Origin of the sequence: Micropruina sp. (assembly GCF_047606665.1) — a bacterium.
Classification (GTDB): Bacteria; Actinomycetota; Actinomycetes; order Propionibacteriales; family Propionibacteriaceae; genus Micropruina.
This window is the reverse complement of the sequence record NZ_JASGEF010000056.1, coordinates 1-21,133: the sequence shown is the minus strand read 5'-3', so window position 1 is coordinate 21,133 and position 21,133 is coordinate 1. Positions and strand designations below refer to the sequence as shown.

The 21,133-nt window shown below is 68.2% G+C and carries 23 protein-coding genes and 1 pseudogene; 8 read left to right on the top strand and 16 right to left on the bottom strand.

Translation table 11 applies throughout. The annotated features are described in order from the left end of the window. The 4 genes from QM619_RS13430 to lpdA all read right to left on the bottom strand — a co-directional run. A partial coding sequence (locus QM619_RS13430; RefSeq protein ID WP_415109542.1) for a VOC family protein occupies positions 1-92 on the bottom strand: 92 nt, incomplete at its 3' end. Between the two features lie 87 nt (positions 93-179). After that, positions 180-572 (bottom strand): PIN domain-containing protein, encoded by a 393-nt coding sequence (locus QM619_RS13425; RefSeq protein ID WP_415109539.1) that lies wholly within the window; start codon positions 570-572, stop codon positions 180-182. Between the two features lie 23 nt (positions 573-595). Then, the gene (locus QM619_RS13420) at positions 596-823 is read right to left on the bottom strand and encodes a hypothetical protein (protein WP_415109536.1); all 228 of its coding nucleotides are present in this window, start codon (positions 821-823) and stop codon (positions 596-598) included. A 125-nt stretch (positions 824-948) separates the two neighbouring features. After that, the gene (gene lpdA, locus QM619_RS13415; RefSeq protein ID WP_415109533.1) at positions 949-2,346 is read right to left on the bottom strand and encodes a dihydrolipoyl dehydrogenase; all 1,398 of its coding nucleotides are present in this window, start codon (positions 2,344-2,346) and stop codon (positions 949-951) included. A 117-nt stretch (positions 2,347-2,463) separates the two neighbouring features. On the opposite strand from lpdA, the gene QM619_RS13410 reads away from it, so the two are divergent. After that, positions 2,464-3,984, top strand: a complete 1,521-nt coding sequence (locus QM619_RS13410) for a UDP-N-acetylglucosamine 1-carboxyvinyltransferase (RefSeq protein WP_415109530.1) — start codon at positions 2,464-2,466, stop codon at positions 3,982-3,984. A gap of 39 nt (positions 3,985-4,023) precedes the next feature. Here the strand turns inward: QM619_RS13410 and pdxY are convergent, their stop codons facing one another. Beyond that, positions 4,024-4,878 carry a pyridoxal kinase PdxY gene (gene pdxY / locus QM619_RS13405; protein ID WP_415109527.1) on the bottom strand — a complete coding sequence of 285 codons (855 nt, stop codon included), beginning with the start codon at positions 4,876-4,878 and terminating at the stop codon, positions 4,024-4,026. A gap of 86 nt (positions 4,879-4,964) precedes the next feature. Beyond that, positions 4,965-5,339 carry a hypothetical protein gene (locus tag QM619_RS13400; protein WP_415109524.1) on the bottom strand — a complete coding sequence of 125 codons (375 nt, stop codon included), beginning with the start codon at positions 5,337-5,339 and terminating at the stop codon, positions 4,965-4,967. Between the two features lie 46 nt (positions 5,340-5,385). Here QM619_RS13400 and QM619_RS13395 point away from each other — a divergent pair, with 46 nt between their 5' ends. From QM619_RS13395 to QM619_RS13385, 3 genes are all read left to right on the top strand, one after another. Then, complete coding sequence (locus QM619_RS13395; RefSeq protein WP_415109521.1) at positions 5,386-6,174, top strand: glycerophosphodiester phosphodiesterase family protein; 789 nt, start codon at positions 5,386-5,388, stop codon at positions 6,172-6,174. Next, positions 6,167-7,561: an MFS transporter gene (locus QM619_RS13390; RefSeq protein WP_415109518.1), complete on the top strand. Its 1,395-nt coding sequence runs from the start codon at positions 6,167-6,169 to the stop codon at positions 7,559-7,561. The genes QM619_RS13395 and QM619_RS13390 overlap by 8 nt, the downstream gene beginning before the upstream one ends. Before the next feature lie 75 nt (positions 7,562-7,636). After that, a complete protein-coding gene (locus tag QM619_RS13385) occupies positions 7,637-7,966 on the top strand; it encodes an RNA polymerase-binding protein RbpA (protein ID WP_415109515.1) in 330 nt (109 codons plus the stop codon). Between the two features lie 71 nt (positions 7,967-8,037). On the opposite strand, the gene QM619_RS13380 is transcribed toward QM619_RS13385, so the two are convergent. The 4 genes and pseudogenes from QM619_RS13380 to QM619_RS13365 all read right to left on the bottom strand — a co-directional run bounded on the left by QM619_RS13380 (position 8,038) and on the right by QM619_RS13365 (position 11,732). Further along, positions 8,038-8,613, bottom strand: coding sequence for an FxsA family protein (locus tag QM619_RS13380; protein WP_415109512.1), 576 nt, complete (start codon positions 8,611-8,613; stop codon positions 8,038-8,040). 197 nt (positions 8,614-8,810) lie between these two features. Further along, positions 8,811-9,587 (bottom strand): annotated as a pseudogene (locus QM619_RS13375) (polyprenol monophosphomannose synthase); the annotation flags it as partial. 44 nt (positions 9,588-9,631) lie between these two features. After that, positions 9,632-11,203: an apolipoprotein N-acyltransferase gene (lnt, locus tag QM619_RS13370; protein WP_415109509.1), complete on the bottom strand. Its 1,572-nt coding sequence runs from the start codon at positions 11,201-11,203 to the stop codon at positions 9,632-9,634. 91 nt (positions 11,204-11,294) lie between these two features. Next, entirely contained in the window at positions 11,295-11,732 is a 438-nt protein-coding gene (locus QM619_RS13365; RefSeq protein WP_415109506.1) for an Lrp/AsnC family transcriptional regulator, read from the bottom strand. A 25-nt stretch (positions 11,733-11,757) separates the two neighbouring features. Here QM619_RS13365 and QM619_RS13360 point away from each other — a divergent pair, with 25 nt between their 5' ends. Next, positions 11,758-12,672 (top strand): 5'-3' exonuclease, encoded by a 915-nt coding sequence (locus tag QM619_RS13360; RefSeq protein ID WP_415109503.1) that lies wholly within the window; start codon positions 11,758-11,760, stop codon positions 12,670-12,672. A 336-nt stretch (positions 12,673-13,008) separates the two neighbouring features. Continuing rightward, complete coding sequence (locus tag QM619_RS13355) at positions 13,009-13,449, top strand: HNH endonuclease (protein WP_415109500.1); 441 nt, start codon at positions 13,009-13,011, stop codon at positions 13,447-13,449. Between the two features lie 217 nt (positions 13,450-13,666). Here QM619_RS13355 and metW read toward each other — a convergent pair whose 3' ends face one another. The 4 genes from metW to thpR all read right to left on the bottom strand — a co-directional run bounded on the left by metW (position 13,667) and on the right by thpR (position 17,362). Next, entirely contained in the window at positions 13,667-14,263 is a 597-nt protein-coding gene (gene metW, locus QM619_RS13350; RefSeq protein WP_415109497.1) for a methionine biosynthesis protein MetW, read from the bottom strand. After that, entirely contained in the window at positions 14,260-15,399 is a 1,140-nt protein-coding gene (gene metX / locus QM619_RS13345) for a homoserine O-acetyltransferase MetX (RefSeq protein ID WP_415109494.1), read from the bottom strand. The genes metW and metX overlap by 4 nt, the downstream gene beginning before the upstream one ends. Positions 15,400-15,452: 53 nt before the next feature. Continuing rightward, a complete protein-coding gene (locus tag QM619_RS13340) occupies positions 15,453-16,733 on the bottom strand; it encodes an O-acetylhomoserine aminocarboxypropyltransferase/cysteine synthase family protein (protein WP_415109491.1) in 1,281 nt (426 codons plus the stop codon). 62 nt (positions 16,734-16,795) lie between these two features. Further along, positions 16,796-17,362 carry an RNA 2',3'-cyclic phosphodiesterase gene (thpR, locus tag QM619_RS13335; protein WP_415109488.1) on the bottom strand — a complete coding sequence of 189 codons (567 nt, stop codon included), beginning with the start codon at positions 17,360-17,362 and terminating at the stop codon, positions 16,796-16,798. A gap of 102 nt (positions 17,363-17,464) precedes the next feature. On the opposite strand from thpR, the gene QM619_RS13330 reads away from it, so the two are divergent. Both QM619_RS13330 and QM619_RS13325 read left to right on the top strand, forming a co-directional pair. Further along, entirely contained in the window at positions 17,465-17,932 is a 468-nt protein-coding gene (locus QM619_RS13330; RefSeq protein ID WP_415109485.1) for a GatB/YqeY domain-containing protein, read from the top strand. A gap of 172 nt (positions 17,933-18,104) precedes the next feature. After that, positions 18,105-18,821 (top strand): hypothetical protein, encoded by a 717-nt coding sequence (locus tag QM619_RS13325; protein WP_415109482.1) that lies wholly within the window; start codon positions 18,105-18,107, stop codon positions 18,819-18,821. A 227-nt stretch (positions 18,822-19,048) separates the two neighbouring features. On the opposite strand, the gene dhaL is transcribed toward QM619_RS13325, so the two are convergent. Both dhaL and QM619_RS13315 read right to left on the bottom strand, forming a co-directional pair. Continuing rightward, positions 19,049-19,687 (bottom strand): dihydroxyacetone kinase subunit DhaL, encoded by a 639-nt coding sequence (dhaL, locus tag QM619_RS13320; protein ID WP_415109479.1) that lies wholly within the window; start codon positions 19,685-19,687, stop codon positions 19,049-19,051. Positions 19,688-19,699: 12 nt separating this feature from the next. Continuing rightward, entirely contained in the window at positions 19,700-20,689 is a 990-nt protein-coding gene (locus tag QM619_RS13315; protein ID WP_415109476.1) for a dihydroxyacetone kinase subunit DhaK, read from the bottom strand. Positions 20,690-21,133 lie beyond the last annotated feature (444 nt).

Genomic DNA, 21,133 nt, shown 5'->3' with positions numbered 1-21,133 from the left:
GCCGGATGCACGTAGCCGAGCACGTCACGCCAGAAGATCGACAGCGCCCGCGGATCATGACAATCGAAAGTGACCTGGAACTCGAGACTCATGGGACAATACTAGAACACAGTTTCGATTATCGCCAGGGTGTGGTGCCCAGCCCTCGTCGACAGCGGGTGCTGCCGATCGCTCTCGCCCTACCTGTTGGCGTCCACGACCTTCACGTCCGACCCGTCGGTGAGCAGCCGGAGGTCCGCTGGATCCCCAGTCACGATGACCGCTGGCTGAAGGGAAACGGCCACTGCCGCCACGACCGCGTCGACGGTGAGATCGCGCTTCTTTCGCCGTAGCGGCTCCGCGCGCTCGCGCAGCACCGCAGCCTGGGCCGCAAGACCGCTGGTGACGTCCACATTGGGCAGCTTCCCCAGTACCCGCCACAGCCGGGCGTCGCTCGGCTTGCCGGTGATCGACTCGGCAAGCACGATGGCTGGGACGACGACTCGCTGCTCGTTGCGCCGGGCCGCCGCGAGCCGATCCCGCATGAGCTGTTCGTTCCGGCTCGCGGCAACGACGGCCTCGGTGTCCAGCACGACCGTGCGTGGTCGCGGACTGCTCACCGCATCTCGTCCATGTAGCGGGCCACGTTGGCCTCGTCCACCGGACCGCCGTCGGCTTCCAACTCCTCGACCAAGGCGGCAAGGTCGTCCAGTTCAAGCTGCCGCCGCAATGCCTCGGTCACATAAGCCGATACTTGGCCACGCGGCACCCGCTCGCGCACTGACCTCAGCACATCGGCAGGAATCGTCCAGGACGCCTTCTGGTAGGTGACATCGGCGCTCATGCTGCGATCCTACCAATGACCCGATTCAGGGTGGCTGGAACCTTCATCAACCGGCACACCGCAGCCCAGAACGCCGCCGACCGGGCCCCGAAGAGCGGGGCCCGGTCGGCGGCTGGCGGCTCAGCTCAGAAGTTGATCATGTGGCCGGCGATTCCCTCGACGGCCTCCTTCAACGCCTCGGACAGGGTCGGGTGGGCGTGGATGTTGCGGCCCACCTCGTCGGCGGTCAGATCCCACTGCTGGGCCAGAGTCAGCTCGGGCAGCAACTCGGTGACGTCGGGGCCGACCATGTGGGCACCCAGGATCTCGTTGTGCTCGGCGTCCGCGACCACCTTGATGAAGCCGACCGCGTCGCCCAGTCCGTGCGCCTTGCCGTTCGCGCTGAACGGGAATTTGGCCACCTTCACGTCGTAGCCGCGCTCCTTTGCCTGGGCCTCGGTGTAGCCGAACGAACCGATCTGCGGCTGGCAGTAGGTGGCCCGCGGGATCATGTCGTAGTTGATCGGCATCGTCTCGGCGCCGACGATCGTCTCGGCAGCGACGACACCCTGGGCCTCGGCGGTGTGCGCCAGCGCGAGCTTCATGGTGACGTCGCCGATGGCGTAGATGCCGGGCACGTTGGTGCGCATGTAGTCGTCGATCTTGATCGCGCCGCGTTCGGTCAGCTCGACGCCCAGCTTCTCCAGGCCGTAGCCCTGGGTGCGCGGGGCGAAACCGATCGACTGCAGCACGCGGTCGGCCTCCAGCACCTTCTGCTCGCCGCCCTGGGCTGGGCTGACAGTGACCCGGACGCCGGTCGCGGTCTCTTCGATGGCCTCGACCTTGGTGGAGGTAAGTAACTGGATGCCCAGCTTCTTGTAAGCCTTGGCCAACTCGGCGGAGATCTCCGGGTCTTCCAGCGGCACCATCCGGTCGAGGAACTCGACGATGGTCACCTTGACCCCGTAGTTGGACAGGACGTAGGCGAACTCGGTGCCGATCGCGCCGGAGCCGCAGATGATGATCGAGCCCGGCAGGTCGTCGGAGAGGATCTGCTCTTCGTAGGTGAACACGCGAGCGCTGCGCGTCGTGCCCGGGATCATCCGGGTGGTGGAGCCGGCGGCGATGATGCAGTTGTCGAAGGTGATCACCTCGGTGCCGGAATCGGTGGCGACCTCGATCGACTTGGCGTCGACGAAGGTGCCCCAGCCGTTGTACTCGGTGATCTTGTTCTTCTTCATCAGGTAGTGGATGCCGCCGACCATCCGGTTCGACACGTCGCGGCTGCGCGAGAACGCCTTGCCGAAGTTGAAGGTGACCTCGCCCTCGATGCCGAAGAAGTCCTTCTCGTGGGTGAAGATGTGGGCCAGCTCCGCATTGCGGAGCAGCGACTTGGTGGGGATGCAGCCGACGTTGAGGCAGACGCCGCCCCACCACTGCTTCTCGATGATGGCCACCTTCTGGCCAAGCTGTGCGGCGCGGATGGCGGCCACATAGCCACCAGGCCCCGCTCCCAGGACAACGACGTCGAAGTGTGCGCTCATGGGCAGCACCCTAGTGGACGCCCTCCCCAGTTTTCAGCCCCACCGGGCCGGCGATGAGCACCCTGTGCCGGTGAACGCTCCCGATCGAGGCGCGATCCCATGGCCTATGCTGCCCGAGTGGCAGAGCTCTCCCCCACCAGCATCGGGTACCTGATCCGGGACGCACGCCGGCAACGCGGACTGTCCCAACAGGAGTTGGCCGACGAGTTGGGCACCTCGCGCGAGACCGTCGGCGACCTCGAAGCCGGCCAGCGCGAGCTGTCGGTGGACCTGATGAACCGGATCGCCGAGGCCCTCCAGCAACCGCAGACCTCCGGTGGCGCGCTGCATCTGCGGATCCGTGGCGAGACCAAGCTCAGCGGCTCGATCGACGTCCGGTCGTCCAAGAACGCCGCGGTCGCCCTGCTGTGCGCGTCCCTGCTCAACCGCGGACGCACCGTCCTGCGCGGCATCGCCCAGATCGAAGAGGTCAACCGGATCCTCGAGGTGCTCACCAGCATCGGCGTCCGGGCCACCTGGTCGGCGGACCGCACCGAGCTGGAACTGGTCCGCCCGGAACGTCTGGACCTGCGCAGCATGGACGTCGAGGCGGCCCGCCGGACCCGCTCGATCATCATGTTCCTCGGCCCGCTGCTGCACGACGAACAGTCGTTCGAACTGCCGTACGCCGGCGGCTGCAATCTGGGCACCCGTACCGTCACTCCGCATCTCCAGGCGCTGCGGCACTTCGGCCTCGACATCAAGGCCACCGAGGGGTCCTACCACGCTTCGGTCAGCCCGGTCGACCCGCACTCGCACCGCTCGATCACCCTCACCGAACGGGGCGACACCGTGACCGAGAACGTCCTGATGGCTGCCGCCCGGCATCCCGGTGAGACGGTGATCCGCAATGCCAGCAGCAACTACATGGTGCAGGACGTCTGCTTCTTCCTGCAGCAGCTGGGCGTCCGGATCGACGGGATCGGCTCAACCACTCTGCGGGTCCGCGGACGGGCGGTGATCGACACCGATGTCGCCTTCGCGCCGTCGGAGGACCCGATCGAGGCCATGAGCCTGCTCACCGCGGCTATCGTCACCGGCTCGGAGCTGACCGTCCGGCGTTGCCCGATCGAGTTCCTGGAAATCGAGCTGGCGATCCTCTCCGAGATGGGTCAGGCCTTCGACCTGTCCCCGGAGTATCCGGCCGACAACGACAACACCCGACTGGTCGACATCACGGTGCACCCGTCCGAGCTCCATGCCAGCGCGGACAAGATCCACCCGATGCCGTTCCCCGGGCTGAACATCGACAACCTGCCGTTCTTTGCGGTGATCGCCGCGGTGGCGCAGGGTCGGACGATGATCCACGACTGGGTCTACGAGAACCGGGCCATCCATCTGGTCGAACTGACCAAGCTTGGCGCCAACGTCCAGCTGCTCGACCCGCACCGGATCATCGTCACCGGACCGACCCGTTGGCGCGGCCAGGAGGTGATCTCTCCCCCGGCGCTGCGTCCGGCAGTGTGCCTGCTGCTCGCCGCCCTCGCGGCCCGCGGAACCAGCGTGCTGCGGGACGTCTACGTGATCAACCGCGGCTACGAGGACCTGCCCAACCGGCTGAACAACCTGGGCGCCCAGATCGAGGTCTTCCGCGACTGACTTTTCCCTCCGGCTGGATGGATCGAGCAGCAGGACGCCTCAGCGCACCTGGTGGACGTCGAAGTGGTAGGTCGGGGCGACAATCTCGTCCTGCGCGGCCACCAGCTGCAGTTCGGGCAGACCGGAATCGGCGGTCTGCTTCAGCACCGAGTAGACGATGTCGGCGGTCGCCCCAACCGCTTGGGCGGCCGACTGGGTGCGCATCCAGTGCGCCAGGAACATCGCGGCGGTGAGATCGCCCGACCCGGTAAAGGTGTGGTCGAGGCGGGGGGTGGTGACCTGCCAGGCACCCTCACCGGTGACGGCCAGCATGGTCAGCGAATCGTCCTCGGTGCTGTCCACCACCACCGACGTGACCAGGACGGTCTCGGGGCCGACGGCCCGCAGGGCCTGCGCCGCGTCGATCACCTCGTCCATGGTGTGGGTCTCGCGTCCGGTCAGGAAGTCGAGTTCGAAATGGTTCGGGGTGACGATCTGCGCCTTCGGCACCACCTGGTCGCGCATGAACTCGGGAATGCCCGGGCGGACGAAGAATCCGCGGCCCACATCGCCCATCACCGGGTCGCAACAGTAGATCGCCCGTGGGCTGCGCTCTTTCACAAGTTTCACGGCGTCCAGCACCACGGCGCCGACCGCTTCCGCGCCCTGATAGCCGGACAGGACGGCGTCCACCCGCGGCAGCACGCCACGGTCGTCGATCCCCCGGATCACCTCGGCCACATCGGCGGCGTCCAACAACGGGCCGCGCCATTCGCCGTACCCGGTGTGATTGGAGAAGTGCACCGTCAGCACCGGCCAGACCTCGACGCCGGAACGCATCAGCGGAAAGGTTGCCGCGCTGTTGCCCACATGGCCGTACGCAACCGAGGACTGAATCGACAGGATTGTTGTCACGAGGCCCTATTCTGTCGCAGACCGTCGCCGGGTGGAAACGCTCTCAATCGCCGCCACAGCCACAGGTACACCAGCCAGAGCCCGATTCAGCACAGGAAGGCGTCCAGTGCGGCAGCTTCGGCCTCCAGTTCGGCGGCCCGCTGCTCCTCGCCCCTGGCCCGGTACTCGGCGGCTGCAGCAAGGCGTTCGTCCCGTTCTACGCTGACGATCTCCAGGGTGTGGTCCTCGTCGAGCTCACGGCGCGGGGTCTCGGCGGCACCGACGCCGATGGCCGTGCCCGCGAAATGCTCGCTGGTCGCCGCGGCCCCGTCGGCGGGCGTCTCCACGACGACCGCTTCGGCGTTCTCGATGGCCGCCAGGGCCGACCGGATCGCATTGCGGGCGGGCGTATCCCGCGCCGTCATGGCGCCGGGCAGGGCGTCCCGCAGAGCTTGACGAATGGGTGCAGAAGTCTCCGACATGCCCCGATTATGGCCCTCGTCGCCTTCCCTCACCCATACTGAGCCCGTGCAGGCCGGCGACTATCGCTTCTTCGACACACGGTTCGCCGCGATGGCGCATCGCGGCGGCTTCCTCGCCGACGCCGACCGCGCCCGTGAGAACACCCTGTACGCCTTCACCCGGGCGGTCGACTACGGCTACCGCTACCTGGAGACCGACGCCCACGTCTCCGCCGACGGCGTCCTGTTCTCCTTTCACGACAGCACCCTGGATCGGGTCACGGATGCCACCGGCGTCCCCGAACGGCTGCCGTGGCACGTCCTGCAGCAGGCGCGGGTCGCCGGCATCGACCCGATCCCGACCTTCGACGAACTGCTGGAGACGTTGCCCACGGCCCGGTTCAACATCGACCTGAAGGTGCCGCAGGCGATCGAGCCACTGGTCCGCACCATCGATGCCCACAACGCGTACGACCGGGTCTGCGTCGGATCGTTCTCGTCGGCCCGGATCAGGACGTTCCGACGGCTGACCGGGGACCGGGTGGCCACCGCGGCCGGGCCGCTCGGCGTCGCCTGGCAGGCCTACGCAGGTCCCGGACGCCGGATCGCCAGGTCGGCGGGTGTCGTCCTGCAGATCCCGGCGCGCGCCTGGGGCGACCGGGTGCCGGTGCTCAGCCCCGGGCTGATCCGGACGGCGCACGCCGCCGGCCGCGCCGTCCATGTCTGGACGATCAACGATCGCGCCGAAATGGAACGCCTGATCGATGCCGGCGTGGACGGGCTGGTCAGCGACCGGATCGAGGTGCTCGCCCAGGTGCTGGCCGGGCGTGGCCTGTGGGAGCACGCCGATGAGTGACACCGAACAGCCCCGCACCGGTCGGCGCGGACGCCGGCAGCGCAGCACGCCGCAGCAACGCGCCTGGTACTGGTACGACTGGGCCAACTCGGCCTACGTGACCACGACGGCGACGGTGATCCTGGGCCCGTACCTGACCAGCCTGGCAGTCAACGCCGCCTGCCCCGACCTGCCGGACGGCGCGGTCTGCGACACCTCGGTGTCGCTGCTCGGCATCGGCGTGCTGCCCGGCGCCGTGCACCCCTTCCTGGTCACCATCTCGACCATCCTGACCACCGTCGCGCTGCTGTTGGTCGGGGTGATCGCCGACCGTTCCCGGCGTCCGCAGTGGTGGATGGGCGGCATGGCCTGGGTCGGCGCCGCCGCGGCGTCCGCGATGTTCTGGCTGGCCGGCGACAACTGGCAGTTGGGCGCGGTGCTGATGATCGTGGCCAACCTGTGCATCGGTTCCTCCCAGGTGATCTACGACGGCATCCTGGTCCGGATCGCCTCCCCCGACGACCGCGACCGGGTCTCCAGCCGTGGCTGGGCGCTCGGTTACCTCGGCGGTGGCCTGCTGCTAGGGCTCAACCTGGTGCTGATGACCGGCTATGAGTCGTTCGGCATCAGCTACGGCATGGCGATCCGGCTCAGCCTGCTGTCGGCCGGCCTGTGGTGGGGGGTGTTCACCATCATTCCGGTGCTCGGTCTGCGCTCGCTTCCGGCCCGCGCGCTGGAGCAGGTCAGCCACTCCCCCGCCGTCCGCCCCAACCCGCTGCGGCAGCTGGCCGACACCTTCGTCGATCTGCGGCGCTACCCGCAGACGCTGCTGTTCCTGGTGGCCTACCTGTTCTTCAACGACGGCATCCAGACGGTGATCGGCCAGTCGAGCCTGTACGCCCAACTGGAACTGAACATGAACACCTCGCAAGTGATGATCACCTTCCTGTTGACCCAGTTCGTCGCTTTCGGCGGCGCGCTGCTGTTCGGACGCGTGGCATCCAAGCTGGGCGCCAAACGAACCGTCCTGATCGGGATCGCGATCTGGTTTGGGGTGGTCTCGGTCGCCTTCTTCCTGCCGGCGAACATCGTCGGAGCGCTGCTCGCGCTGGGTGCGGCGATCGGTCTGGTGATGGGCGGTACGCAGGCGCTGAGCCGGTCGATGTACTCCCAGTTGGTGCCCAAGGGCCGCGAGTCGGAGTACTTCAGCTTCTATCAGGCGATGGAGCGCGGGACCAGCTGGCTGGGCACGCTGAGCTTCGCGCTGGTCTTCCAGTTCAGCCATTCCTATCGCCTGGCGATCCTGACCCTGGTGCTCTTCTTCCTAGTCGGAGGCTTGTTGCTGACTCGGCTCGATATGCGCCGGGGAATCATCGAGGCCGGAAATGCGTTGCCCAGAATCCTGTGACCAGCTTGGGGTGACCCGGTAGCGTGGAACCGGCCGGGCCGACCGTTGGGTCGTCCGGACTGGAGGGAGAAGGTTATGGCTGAGCGATCATTGCGTGGTTCCGGTCTGGGCTCGAAGAGCTTCGCGGACGGCGCCGGCGTCGAGTTCGCGGCTCGGCAGGACATCGGCTTCGACTGTCCCAAGGGCCATCACTTCACCGTCACCTTCGCCGAGGAGGCCGACCTGCCGACCGAGTGGGAGTGCCCGCGTTGCGGCGCGGTCGCTCGGCGGTCGGACGGCGTCGAGCCCGAGGCGAAGGCGGTCAAGCCGCCCCGCACACACTGGGACATGCTGCGCGAGCGCCGCTCCATCGAGGAGCTGGAGGAGTTGCTGGCCGAGCGCCTGGACGAGATCCGCGGCAGCTGATCACAAGCGCGATCGAGCGCATCCCGTCCCCTCAGCTCAGATCGGGTTTGATGCGCTCGATCAGCGGTCCCCTACGACTCGATCTCGCCCTTGATCACGGTCGGGTCGGACGCCTCACCGGCGCCGCTCCGCTGATCGGGCGTCGACCCGCCAGAACCCTGCTGATCGGGGACGGTCTCGCCCCGGATCACGGTGTCGCGCTCCGCCTTGGCCCGGATCAGGTTCAGGTCGATGCCGGAGCGGGCGGCGCGCCGGGCGATGAACAGTCCGAGCAGGCCGCGGGCCAGCGGGCGGGTGAACGGCAGCAGGAAGATCAGCCCGAAGACGTCGGTGAAGAAGCCCGGCAGCATCACCAGGACGCCGCCCACCATGATCAGCACCGGGTCGAGCAGTTGACCACCGGGCAGCCGTCCGGAACTGATCGACTCGTTGAGCGCCCGCCACGCCTTGGCGCCCTCTTGCCGCATCAGCCAGCCGCCCAGGAAGGCCTGCACCACCAGCACGGCGAGGGTGGGCAGCACGCCGATGGTCTGTCCGACGCTGACCAGCAGCCACACCTCGACGACCGGCACGGTAACGAAGAACAGCAGCACCAGCGGGGCAAGCCATGGACGCCGCCCGCGCACCGGCTGCTGGGGGATGGTCATTTGCCCGCGTCCGGCTTGTCGTTGCTCAACGTGGCGTTGCCCGGCTTGGCGGACTCGCGGCGGATCCGGTCGGTGAGCTCGGCAACCGCCGCGCTGGCCCGCTGGGCGTATCTCTCGACCTCGGGGCCGAGGTGTTCGGCGGCGTCCGCGGCCAGCTTGCCGATCTCGTGGCTGAGCCGCTGCGCCTCGGCGAGCACCTTGTCACCGACGTCGCCGACGACCGCGGGCGCGGCGTCCTTGGCGAAGCCGAGATAATTCTTGACCTGACCGCCGCGCTTCGTGATTCCCCAGCGGGTGGTCAGCAGCATCGCCTCGACCGCGATGCCGCCGCTCATCTTGGAGTCGCCGCGTTCGCGTTCGATGAACTCGATCGGCACCTCGACCACCCGGTAGCCGCGTTCGATCGCCCGGCGGGCCAGGTCGATCTGGAAGGCGTAGCCGGCCGATTCGATAGTGTCCAGGTCGAGACCACGCAGCGTGTCGGCCCGGAACGCGCTGAAGCCGCCGGTGACGTCCTTCAGCGGGATGCCGAGCATGATCCGCGACCACAGCGAGCCACCCAGCGAGATCGCCTTGCGGTGCCAGGGCCAGTTCTTGATCGACCCACCGGGCACCCACCGCGAGCCCTTCACCATGTCGGCCCGCTTCAGCGCCCGCAGCATGCTGGGCAGCTGTTCGGGCTGATGCGAACCGTCCGCGTCATGCTCCACCACGACGCCGTAGCCGCGCTCCAGCCCCCACCGGAAGCCCGCGATGTAGGTGGCGCCCAAGCCTTGCTTGGCCGTCCGGTGCAGCACATGCACATGGTCGTCGGACGCCGCCAGGTCGTCGGCGATCCGGCCGGTGCCGTCGGGCGAGTTGTCGTCGGCGATCAGGACGTCGGCGTCCGGCACGGCGGCGCGCAGCCGCTCGATGATCGGGATGATGTTCTCGGCCTCGTTGTAGGTGGGGATGATGACGAGCACCTTGCCCAACTCAGCCCACGGAGGAGCGGCGGTGGCGTTGCTCGCGGTTTCGGTCACGGGTTGTTCTCCTGGGTCGGTTCCGAACGTCCATTCTGCCGCACCCGAACGGTGGCCCGGTGGCGCCACCAGATCAGACCGAGGGCGAGCACGGTGAGCGCCAGGCCGGCCAGCTCCAGCCCTCGCGAATAGAGCACGGCCGGCGTGGCGCCGCTGCGCAGCGGCAGTTCGGTGACGCCCGAGGCGGACTGGAACTCGGGCAGGGTGAAGGCGACGCCGCCGTCCGGACCGATCAACCCGGAGGTGCCGGTGGTGGTGACCACCAGAACCTCCCGGCGTGTCTCGGCGGCCCGTGCCCGTGTAATGGCGAACTGCTGGGCGACCTGCCGGGTGCCGACGTACATGGCGTTGCTGCTCTGCACCACAGTGACCTGGCCGCCGCCGAGCACCGTGTCGTGCACGGTGCTGTCGTAGGCCAGCTCGTAGCAGATGATGTCGCCGACCTTGACCGTCCGTCCGGCCGATTCGATCGGCAGCACGCCTGGGCCGACACCGGGCGTCGACTGCGCGCCGACGTAGCGCACCACCGGGAACAGCGGCTCCAGGATCGACCGCAGCGGCACCCATTCGCCGAACGGCACCAGGTTCCGCTTGTCGTAGCGGGCGCCTGGGCCGATGTTGGGGTACCAGACGATGGCGGCGGTCTGCCGCTCGTAGGCGGACGGGTCTTCGGTGATGGTGCCGACCAGGATCGGGACGCCGGCCGCGCCCACCGCGGCGCCGACCGCGGCACCGGTCTGGGCGTCCCGGAACGGATCCATATCGGTGCCGTTCTCGGGCCACACCACGAAGTCGGGTTTCGGGAGTTCGCCGGCGGCGATCCGTCCGGCCAGCCGCCGGGTTTCGGCGAGATGGTTGTAGGTGATCGTGCGGGGCTGGCCGAGCCCGTAGATGCCGCCGCCGGGCGCGTTGCCCTGGACGTAGCCGACGGTCACGCTGCCCTGCTCGGCACCTGCCGGGATCAACAGACCGGACAGGCCGCTGAGCAGGACGGCGAGCGCTGCCGCGGCGCCGAGCAGGCGACGCCGTCCCCCGGACGCCAGCACCGCCCAAGCCAGCAGCTGGGCCACCAGAGCCAGGGCGAACCCGGCACCGGGGACGCCGATCAGCGGCAGCAGCCCGGCCAGCGGCGAATCGACCGTGGTGTAGCCGAGCCGCAGCCAAGGAAAGCCGCCGAACGGGAAATTGCTCACCCCGTACTCGACCAGCATCCAGCTGCCGGCCGCGACGACCGGCCAGGCGCGGGAGCGTCCGGCCAGCCGCAGCAGCAGGCCGAGCATCGCCAGATAGCAGGCCTCGAGCGCCGACAGCGCGATCATGTCCTCGACGAAGATGACGCTGAGCCAGGTGATGCCGGTGAGATACCAGGCCAGACCGAAGCAGAATCCGGCGCCGGCCGCCTGTCGCCAGCTCGGCGCCGCCAGCGTCAGCAGAGTCAGGCACGCGACGGCCAGGATGAGCATCGGCCACCACGCAGTCGGGGCGAATCCGAGGGTGGCCGCGGCACCGGCCAGTGCCGCCAGCGAACTACGTAGCCACCAAGGCAGGGCGCGCAGGCGGTCGGTCACGGTGGGGATGCTACCCAGTCGGATCCAACTCCCCGCACCGCGCTGTCGGACGCGGCAGCGTCCGGACGGAGAACCCTGGTCAACGCTGTTCCTAGAGGACGGCGCGGCCCTGGATCGGCACGGACAGCACCAGCGTGGTGTGGGTGGAGGCTCCGGACGCGATCCGGATCTGGGCAAGCAGAGTCTCAAGTGCCGCCGGGCTCTCGACCTGCACGATCAGGATGTAGCTGGCGTCCCCGGCGACGGAGTAGCAGGAGACCACGTTCGGCAGCGGCGCCAGCCGTTCGGGAATCTGGTCGTCGATGGCCGGATCGGTCCCCTTGAGCGCGATGAACGCGGTCAGCGCCAGGCCCAGTGCCTCCGCGCTCAGCTCGGCCCGGTAGCCGGTGATCAGACCGCGCTGCTCCAGCCTGCGGACCCGCTGCTGCGCCGCCGACGTCGACAGTCCCGTTGCCCGTCCGATGTCGGTGTACGACATCCGGCCGTCCTTCGACAGCAGCGTGAGAATCTGGCGGTCGGTGCTCTCCATGGGCCAATCGTGTCACGATGTGCCCATGCAGCCGCAATTTTTACAACTTTATGACACTGCATCCCTGTATTTCCGGGCTTTCTTCGGTCTGCCGACCTCGCTGCGCGCGGGCGACGGGCAGCCGGTGAACGCCGTCCGGGGGCTGCTCGACTTCATGGCGAGGTTCATCACCGAGTATCGGCCCACCCACGCGGCGGCCTGCTGGGACAACTCGTGGCGACCGTCCTGGCGAGTCGAGTTGGTGCCCAGCTACAAGGCGCATCGGGTCCTGGCCGGCGAGCTCGAGGTGGTGCCCGACGAGCTCAGCCCGCAGGTGCCGCTGATCCGGGCGGTGCTGGACGCCCTCGGCATCGCGGTGGTCGGCGCGGACGACCACGAGGCGGACGACGTGATCGGCACGCTGGCGTCCACGGCGTCCGTGCCGGTCGATGTGATCACCGGCGACCGTGACCTGTTCCAGCTGGTCGACGACGCCCGTCAGGTGCGGGTGCTGTCGGTGGTGAAGGGCGTCCGGAACCACGAACGGGTGACCGACGAGGTGCTGCGGCAGCGCTACGGGATGGACGGGGCCGGCTATGCCGACTTCGCCACGTTGCGCGGCGACCCCTCCGACGGACTGCCGGGCGTCGCTGGCATCGGTGAGAAGACCGCCTCGCGGCTGATCGCCGACCACGGTGACCTGGAGGGCGTGCTGGCGGCGGCGTCCGCGAAACGGCTCTCCCCCGCGCTCACCGCGCGGCTCAGCGCCGGCATCGACTATCTGGCCGGTGCACGCGAGGTGGTGCGTGTCCGGCGCGATCTGTCGTTGGCCGTCACCCTGGACGACCTGCGGCTGCCGACCGCCCCCGCCAAGCCGGACGTGTTCGCCGAGCTCGCCGACCTGCTCAATCTGGGTGGTCCCGCAGACCGGATCGTGGCCGCACTGGCGCTCAACGCCTGACCCCGAACACGAAAGTCCGCACTCGTCAGCCACTGGCACGCTCAGCACGCCGCGAGGCGCACTGCGAGTGCGGACTTTTCGCGTTCTCCCTTTCGATCACCGCCTGCGGTGCGGCGCACACTGACGGCGTGGGCGACTCGGGCTACTCTTGTCGCGTCCTCAGCCGATGGAGTACCGATGAGCAGCTTGGGCCTAAGCGTTCCCGCCGCCCGGCTCGTCGGCGTGCAGATAGGGAGCGTGGCCGAGCGCCCTCTCCCTCGACCTGCACTTGGCACCGTTCCGCGCTTGCACGGAACGGTTTCTTTTTGCCCGCAGCCAGCGGGAAGGAGTGTCTGAATGGCCGTCCTCGTCCTGAACACCGACAACACCGCGTTGCACACCGTGTCGTTGCAGCATGCGATCGGCATGTTGTTGCGGAAGGTGGCGGTCGTGGAGTCCGCCCATCCCGACCTGGTCTTCGGCAACCATCCGCAGCCCGAGGTGCTCCGGCTGGTGCGCTACGTCAAGACCACCTTCCTGTACGGCCGAGCGCCGGGCTGGACGAAGCGCGGTGTGTTGAAGCGGGATGCCCACACCTGCGGCTACTGCGGCGACCGGGCCAGCACCGTGGATCACATCCTGCCCATCTCGCGCGGTGGGCGGAACACCTGGAAGAACACCGTCGCTGCTTGTCATGCCTGCAATTCCCGGAAAGCGAACCGGACGCCTGCGGAGGCCGGCATGCCGTTGCGGACGAAGGCCTACGCACCCAGCCGGGCGGAACTGATGGCCGCCTGACTGGCTTCGCCATTCCGGCGGCAGCTCTCGCGGCGCCCGCAACCGTCATCCCGGCGGCGACCCCCGCGACCCCCGCAACCGTCATCCCGGCGGACGTCGGGATCTCCCCAGCGCCTGCCGCTCCTTGGAGATCCCGTTGCAAGTGCGGGATGACGAAGGGGCACGCGCGGGATGACGAAGTGGCACCCTGAGCAAGCCAGGGGACGGCGAAACCTGCTCAGCCGCGGCCGAGCACGTAGACCGCGGCGCCGGCGCGCAGATTCGCTGCTCGCAGGTGCTTGCCGAGCGGTTCGCCGGCCAGCGACAGGTTGATCCGCTGCTCGATCATCAGGCCGAGTTTGGCAAACAGATCCTCAAGGTCGACCAGCGTGGTGAACCGCAGGTTGGGCGTGTCGTACCACGAGTAGGGCAGCTCGCGGGACATCGGCATCCGGCCCCGGAGCAGCATCAGCCGGTGTTGCAGCAACCCGAAGTTCGGCACCGAAACGATCAGCCGACTGCCGATCCGGGCCATCTCGCGCAGCACCACCTCGGGTCGGCGGATGGTCTGGATGGTGCGGGACAGCACCACCGTGTCGTAGGACGCCGCCGCGAACAGGCCGAGGTCGGCGTCCAGGTCTAGTTCCATCACCGGGACGCCCGCGGTGATCGCGGTGAGCACCTTCTCGGGATCGATCTCCACCCCGGTGCCGGTGCAGTTGTGCTCAGCGATCAGGTGCCGCAGCAACGACCCCTTCCCGCAGCCCAGGTCGAGCACGCGCGACGAGTTGGGCACCAGGTGGGCGATCAGGTTCAGATCGGGACGCAGGTTCACCGCAGCCCCTCCCGTCCGGCCCGGTCGAACCAGGCCCGCAGCGTGTCGTGGTAACGCGGCACGGGCAGCAGGAACGAGTCGTGCCCCCAGCTGGCCGGGATCTCCCGGAAGCTGACCGGCTGCCGGGCGTGCTCCAGGTGTTTGACGATCCGTCGGGAGTGTTCGGTGCTGAACCGCCAGTCGGTGTCGAACGACACCACCAGGAATTTCACCGGGCAGAACGCCACCGCGTCGGTGGCGTGCGGACGGCTGAACGGGTCGAAGTAGTCCATCACCCGCGACAGGTACAGGTACGACAGCGCGTCGAAACGCTCGATGAAGACCCGGCCCTGATGGTCGAGGTAGCTCTCCACGGCGAAGTCGATGCCGAATCCGGGCTTGTCCCGGTCGGGGTGCGGGGTGCGTCCGAATTTCTCGCTGAACGCGTCCTCGCTGAGGTAGGTGATATGCGCCATCATCCGCGCGGTGCGCAGGCCCAGCCGGGGAATCACGCCCGCTTCGGCGTAGCGTCCATCGTTGAAGTCGGGGTCGTCCATGATGGCCCGGCGGGCCACCGCTGAAAACGCGATGTTCTGCGCGTTGAGCCGGGAGGAGGCCGCGACGATCGCCCCGTTGGCGATCTGCTCGGGGTGGCGCAATGCCCATTCCAGTACCTGCATCCCGCCGAGCGAGCCGCCTAGCGCGATCAGCAGCCTCTCGATGCCCAGATGGGCCAGCAGCGCCCGGTGCACCGAGACGAAGTCGGCCATGTCGAGCAGAGGGAACTCCAAGCCGTACACCCGTCCGGTCGCCGGGTCGATCGAGGACGGGCCGGTGGTGCCACGGCATCCGCCGAGCAGGTTGGCGCAGACCACGAAGAACCGGTCGGTGTCCAGCGGTTTGCCGGGGCCGATCAGGTTGTCCCACCAGCCCGGTCGTTTGGCGCCGAGGTGGAATCCGGCGGCGTGGGCGTCCCCGGTCAGCGCATGGCAGATGAAGACCGCGTTATCGCGATCCGGGGCGAGGGTGCCGTAGGTCTCGTACGCCACGTCGACCGGCCCCAGCGTCGATCCGCTGTCCAGCACCAGCGGGTCGTCGGCTGTGAACAGCCGGACAGTATGCGTCTCGACCAGGCCGAGCGAACCGTTGTCGGTCATACCGTGACTTTCCGAACGGGGACTTCCCGAACCGGGACTGTCCGAACCGGCATTCAGAACTGGGCCAGGGCCTGGTCGAGATCGGCGATCAGGTCGTCCACGTGCTCGATGCCGATCGACAGCCGCACCATCTCGGGCGCGACACCGGCCGCGGCCAGCTCGTCCGCGGTGAGTTGGCTGTGCGTGGTGGACGCGTTGTGGATGACGAGCGACTTGGCGTCGCCGATGTTGGCCAGATGGCTGAACAACTGCAGCGACTCGACCAGCTTCGAACCGCCCTCGCGTCCGGCCTTCAGCCCGAACGACACGATCCCGGACGCCCCGCGCGGCAGGACCCGCTGGGACACCGCGTTCCACTGCGAGGACTCCAGACCCGGGTAGTTCACCCAGGCCACCGCCGGATGGTTCTCCAGATACTCGGCCACGGCGAGCGCGTTGCTGCTGTGCCGCTCCATCCGAAGGTGCAGGGTCTCCAGGCCCTGCAGGAACAGCCACGAGTTCAGCGGCGCCACCGCCGCGCCGGTGTTGCGCAGCAGCACGGTGCGAGCCCGGATGATATAGGCCAGGTTGCCAGCCGCCTCGGTCCAGACCACCTCGTGATAGGCGTGGTCGGGCTGGGTCAGCCCAGGGAAGCGTGCCGCGTGCGCCGTCCAGTCGAAAGCGCCGGAGTCGACGATCACGCCGCCGACCGAGGTGCCGTGACCACCGATGTACTTGGTGGCCGAATGCACCGCGACATCGACGCCGTGCTCGAATACCCGGCACAGATAGGGGGTCGGCACCGTGTTGTCGACGATGAACGGAAGGCCCAGCGCATGGGCCGCCGCCGACCAGGCGTCCAGATCGACCACGTTGACCAGCGGGTTGCCGATCGTCTCGCCGAAGACCAGCTTGGTCCGCTCGTCGACGTGCCGGGCCAACTCGTCCGGCTTCTCAGGGTCGACGAAACGGACCTCGATGCCGAACTGCGGCAGGGTGTGCGCGAACAGCGCGTAGGTACCGCCGTAGAGGGTGGAGAGCGCGACGATGTTGTCGCCCGCGTAGGTGAGGTTCAGCACCGCATAGGTGATCGCCGACGCACCGGACGCCGTCGCCAGCGCTCCGACCCCGCCCTCGAGGGCAGTCATCCGCTCTTCGAAGACGTTCTGCGTCGGGTTCATGATGCGGGTGTAGATGTTGCCCGGCACCTTCAGCGCAAACAGGTTCGCGGCGTGCTCGGTGTCGTCGAACACATACGAGGTGGTCTGGTAGATCGGCACCGCGCGCGCATTGGTCGCCGGGTCGGCCTGCTCTTGGCCGGCATGCACGGCCAAGGTCTCGGGCTGGTAGGTCATCTGGGCACACCCTTCGTCGGACAGCCGGTTCAGCCTACTCACCTGCCCTGGGCGCGCCGGGCTCACTCGGAGTGCGGACGTCCGTCTAGGGTCACCTCGTCCAGCACCTGGTAGTGCGCCCCGGAGGGTCGTAGGTCGGAACGCACCAGGACGAACGAGGGCACCTCGAAGCCCTGCGGCGGGAAGCTATCCACCACCCGCAGCCACCGGCTCAGTTCGCCCGGACGTCGGCGCCGGGCCAGGGTCAGGTGGGGCCGGTGTTTGGCATTGTCGGACGGCACGCCAACGCGGTCTGCCGCGGTCCGGACGCGTCTGCTGAGCCCGTCCAGCTCTGCCGATCCATCGGTCACGGCCTGGAACAGGACACGGCCAGCAGCCGGGTTGGGGAAGGCGCCCGAGCCGTCCAGGACGACCCGGAACGGCCCACCCCGGACGCCGGCGAGGGCGTCCGTCAGCGGATCGAAGCGGTCGTCGGGGACGTCGCCGAAGAAGGCCAGAGTGAGGTGCCAGGTTTCTCGTGGCGTCCAGCGCAGGTCGGGATCGGCGTATCGTCGGGGTTCGACGAACACCTCCAGCACGTCGAGCACCGCCGCAGGCGGGACGACGGCGGCGAACAGTCGCATGGTCATCGCGAGAACTCTAGAGCGATTTTGCTGTGCGACCGGAACCTCTGGGGCCGATGACACAATGGAAAACCGGCAGATCGTCGGCGGGAAAGGAACACGACAGTCATGGCAGCGAGCAAGGACCGCCTCAAGCAGGAACTGGTGACGGCGATGAAGGCCCGCGACGAGGCACGCAAGTCGACCGTCCGGATGGCCCTCGCCGCGATCGCCAACGAGGAGGTGGCCGGCAAGGCCGCACGCGAACTCAGCGACGCCGAGGAGCAGGCCGTGCTGGCCCGTGAGGTGTCCAAGCGCAAGGATTCCGCGGAGGCCTATGCGGCGGGCGGCCGTCCCGAGCTGGCCGAGAAGGAGCTCGCCGAGGCAGCGATCCTGGCCGAGTTCCTCCCGCAGCGGCTCACCGACGACGAGCTGGCCGCGATCGTCGCCGAAGAGGTGGCGGCCGTGACGTCCGCGCTCGGCGCACCGCCCACCATGCGGCAGATGGGTCAGGTGATGAAGGGCGTGACGCCCCGGATCGCCGGACGCGGGGACGGCAAGACTGCTGCCGCGCTGGTGAAAGCCGCGCTGTCCTGACGGCACGACGGTCGCCAGGCCGGCGCCCGCGCGAATGGCCGTGGAGCGCTCGGCTCGCCGGCCTGGCGGCGGTGCTCGCCTCCTCTCCGGTCCGGTCCTGGAAGGCGTATTGCTGAGGCTGCGCCACCGCCGGGGGTATCGGTGGACGGCCCTGTGGCCGTAAGGTTCGGCCATGAAACGCCTGCTGACATTGCTGTCGCTGATGGTCCTGAGCGCCTGCACCATCGGCCAACCGGGGACCCCCATTGCGCCGACGACGCCTTCGGGTTCACCGAGCGTCACGGATTCGGCATGGCCCTCCCCCAGCGATTCGGCCGCGTCGGCGGACGACTCCGCCTCGCCGTCGTCCAGCCTGGACTCCGCCAGCCCGGACCCCGACGATTCGACGAGCCTCGAGCCGAGCGAGTCGGCGAGCACCGAGCCCAGCGAGTCGGCGAGCACCGAGCCCAGTTCGACGCCGTCGGCCACCACCACGCCGCTCGGGTCGGCCGGCGCATTCCGCGCCCCCGGCGAAGTCCTCGACCTCAACGGCGAAGTGACCATCACGGTGCTGGACAGCAAGCGCGCCAAGATCTCCGGGCATCGCGCCAGCCAGGTGCTGGTGATGGCGAAGACCTGCAATGTGGCGGCCATCGCCGGCATCGAACTCACCTGGGACAGCTGGGTGCTGCTCGGCCCCGACAGCGAGGAATACCCGGCCAGTACCACGCACGGCAATGCCGAGCCGGTACCGGTCTACCCCAACGGCAGCGGACGGCTGTACAAGCCCGGTCAGTGCGCGAAGGGCTGGATAGTCTTCGACGTGCCGACGGATGCGAAGCTCTCCGGCGTCCGGTACATGAACAGCAACGGTGACTCCGGCCAGTGGCGGTTGAACGCCAACATCTGAGCCGTCATCTCCGTCCGGTTCTTCGTCGGCATGACGCTGCTCTTCGTCATCCCGGCGGACGCCGGGATCTCCGCTATGTCGACTACCGGCCGGTTCGCTTCGTGAAGGAGCGGGCTGCGGGTGCTCGACCAGCGCAGACCGAACTGTCAGGCGTGATCCCGGCGTCCGCGGGGATGACGGACGCCGGGTGGCCGGGATGACGGGTGCCGGGATCTCGACAAGGTCGATCAGGCGCGCGCTCGGTATTCCTCCAGGAGGCAGTTCATCAGTTGCCAGGACGACTGGGAGCCGGGGTCGCGATGGCCGACCGAACGCTCGCCCAGCCGCATCGCGCGACCCTTCTTCGCCACCAGGGGGATGGTGTCGTCCGAGCCTTGCCGCATCCGGGCGACGAAGGCGTCCAGGGCGGCGCCGGGGTCGCCGGCGTCCGCGGCCTCCAGGACGTCGAGGCCGGGCAGATAGCTGTCCAGCATCGTCTTGTCGCCCAGCTCGGCCTTGCCACGCTGCTGGATCGAGGTGACCCCGGCGCGCAGCATCCGGCGCAGGTCGTCGAAGGAGACCTCGGACTGTCCGGCCACTTCGGCACCGGCCTTCATGAAGAAGCTGCCGTACAGCGGTCCGGACGCCCCACCGACCTTGCGCAGCAGGGTCATCCCGACCAGCTTGAACAGGCCTGCCACATCGGTGTCGTCCGACACGGCGTTGAGTTGTTTGACCACCTCGCGGAAGCCGATGCTCATGTTGATGCCGTGGTCGCCGTCGCCGATGTCGCCGTCCAGCTTGGTCCACTCGTCCCGGTTTACCTCGGCGGCCTCCGCCATCCGGCGGAAGGCCCCGATGAAGTAGTCGCGATCGAACTCAGCCATCCGTCGCCGCCCTCACTGCTTCAGGTAGGGGGCGTTGAACGGAGCATTCAGCCAGCCCTTGAGCTCGTCGTCCAAACGAACCAAGGTGACCCCCATGCCGATCATGTCCATGCTGGTGGCGTAGTTGCCGACCATCGACTTCACGATCGAGACGCCCTTGTCGCTGAGCACGTCGTGCACCCGGCGGTAACAGATGTACTGGTCCATCAGCGGCAGACCGCCGAGGCCGTTGATCATCACCGCGACCTCTTCGCCGGCCTTCAGGTCCATGTCGGGCAGCACGATGCCGAGGATCTCGTCCATCACGGCGTCCGCGGGCTCGAGCTTCTTGCGCTCGATGCCGGGCTCGCCGTGGATGCCCATGCCGACCTCCATGTCGTCGGGGCCGATGTCGAAGATCGGGTTGCCGGTGACCGGCAGCGTGGACGACGACAGCGCGACACCCATCGAGTAGGTGTTGTCGTTCGCCTTCTGGGCGGCCGCCTTGACGGCGTCCAGATCGGCACCGGTGTTGGCCACCGCGCAGGCCGCCATCAGCACGATCACGTCGCCGGCGACGCCGCGCCGATCGGCCTTGTCCTTGGCCGAGTAGACGTCGTCGGTGACCAGCACCGTCTCGACCCGGATGCCGTCGTCAGCGGCCATCTCGGCGCCCATGTCGAAGTTCAGGACGTCGCCCTGATAGTTGCCGTAGAGGAACAGGCAGCCCTTGCCCTGGTCGACCGCGGTAACCGCGTCGTAGCAGGCCATCGGGTCGGGCGAGGTGTTCACGTTGCCGATCACCGCGGCATCGGCCAACCCCTCGCCGACGTAGCCGAGGAACAGCGGCTCATGCCCACTGCCGCCGCCGAAGATGATGCCCACTTTCGGCTCGGCGCTCGGGGTGACGCGGACGACGACCCGCTCGTTGTCGGCGAGCTTGACGACGTCGCCGTGGGCCTTCACATAACCGTCCAGCAACTCCTCTACTGCGTCATAGCCATCGTTGAGTAGGCGTTTCATCGATCTGGTCCCTCTCGTCTCGGGTGCGTCGCGGCACCGACGTCGGTCGCCGACAGTGACCGTGGGACGGGCACGTCAGCGGGCCGTCAAACCTTCGTGTAGTGACCGCTGACTACGGCGTCTGCCTGGGCGGTGCACCGCTTCAGTATCGCACGACGCTCACCCTGAGTGACGAGGTTTGACGGCCGCATCCACCCATCAAGACGCACGCGTGCCGCGTCCGGCGTCGTGGCACCGGACGCGCCACTCGGCCTGGCGGAGCTAGGGCGGGGCACTAGTGGTTGCGTGTGCTTGTTCGTTGGCGGTGGGAGCTGGGCCTGGCGGGCTCATCGTGGGTCGCCGGTGCCGGGAGGGCACTGGAACCAGTTTTTGGTGGTTATCCGACCGGTATCGGCTCGCTGTCTCTGCTCGAACCACTTTCTGGTGGATGTGGATAACCCCCAG

Excerpts from the sequence above, each read along its gene's own strand:
- QM619_RS13340 (WP_415109491.1), bottom strand. The coding sequence starts at position 16,733 with ATGACCTACCAGCCCGAGACCTTGGCCGTGCATGCCGGCCAAGAGCAG.
- QM619_RS13330 (WP_415109485.1), top strand. The coding sequence starts at position 17,465 with ATGGCAGCGAGCAAGGACCGCCTCAAGCAGGAACTGGTGACGGCGATG.
- QM619_RS13420 (WP_415109536.1), bottom strand. The coding sequence starts at position 823 with ATGAGCGCCGATGTCACCTACCAGAAGGCGTCCTGGACGATTCCTGCC.
- QM619_RS13360 (WP_415109503.1), top strand. The coding sequence starts at position 11,758 with ATGCAGCCGCAATTTTTACAACTTTATGACACTGCATCCCTGTATTTC.
- QM619_RS13325 (WP_415109482.1), top strand. The coding sequence starts at position 18,105 with ATGAAACGCCTGCTGACATTGCTGTCGCTGATGGTCCTGAGCGCCTGC.
- metX (WP_415109494.1), bottom strand. The coding sequence starts at position 15,399 with ATGACCGACAACGGTTCGCTCGGCCTGGTCGAGACGCATACTGTCCGG.
- QM619_RS13315 (WP_415109476.1), bottom strand. The coding sequence starts at position 20,689 with ATGAAACGCCTACTCAACGATGGCTATGACGCAGTAGAGGAGTTGCTG.
- QM619_RS13390 (WP_415109518.1), top strand. The coding sequence starts at position 6,167 with ATGAGTGACACCGAACAGCCCCGCACCGGTCGGCGCGGACGCCGGCAG.
- QM619_RS13400 (WP_415109524.1), bottom strand. The coding sequence starts at position 5,339 with ATGTCGGAGACTTCTGCACCCATTCGTCAAGCTCTGCGGGACGCCCTG.
- dhaL (WP_415109479.1), bottom strand. The coding sequence starts at position 19,687 with ATGGCTGAGTTCGATCGCGACTACTTCATCGGGGCCTTCCGCCGGATG.
- lpdA (WP_415109533.1), bottom strand. The coding sequence starts at position 2,346 with ATGAGCGCACACTTCGACGTCGTTGTCCTGGGAGCGGGGCCTGGTGGC.
- QM619_RS13380 (WP_415109512.1), bottom strand. The coding sequence starts at position 8,613 with ATGACCATCCCCCAGCAGCCGGTGCGCGGGCGGCGTCCATGGCTTGCC.
- QM619_RS13365 (WP_415109506.1), bottom strand. The coding sequence starts at position 11,732 with ATGGAGAGCACCGACCGCCAGATTCTCACGCTGCTGTCGAAGGACGGC.
- QM619_RS13355 (WP_415109500.1), top strand. The coding sequence starts at position 13,009 with ATGGCCGTCCTCGTCCTGAACACCGACAACACCGCGTTGCACACCGTG.
- thpR (WP_415109488.1), bottom strand. The coding sequence starts at position 17,362 with ATGACCATGCGACTGTTCGCCGCCGTCGTCCCGCCTGCGGCGGTGCTC.
- QM619_RS13385 (WP_415109515.1), top strand. The coding sequence starts at position 7,637 with ATGGCTGAGCGATCATTGCGTGGTTCCGGTCTGGGCTCGAAGAGCTTC.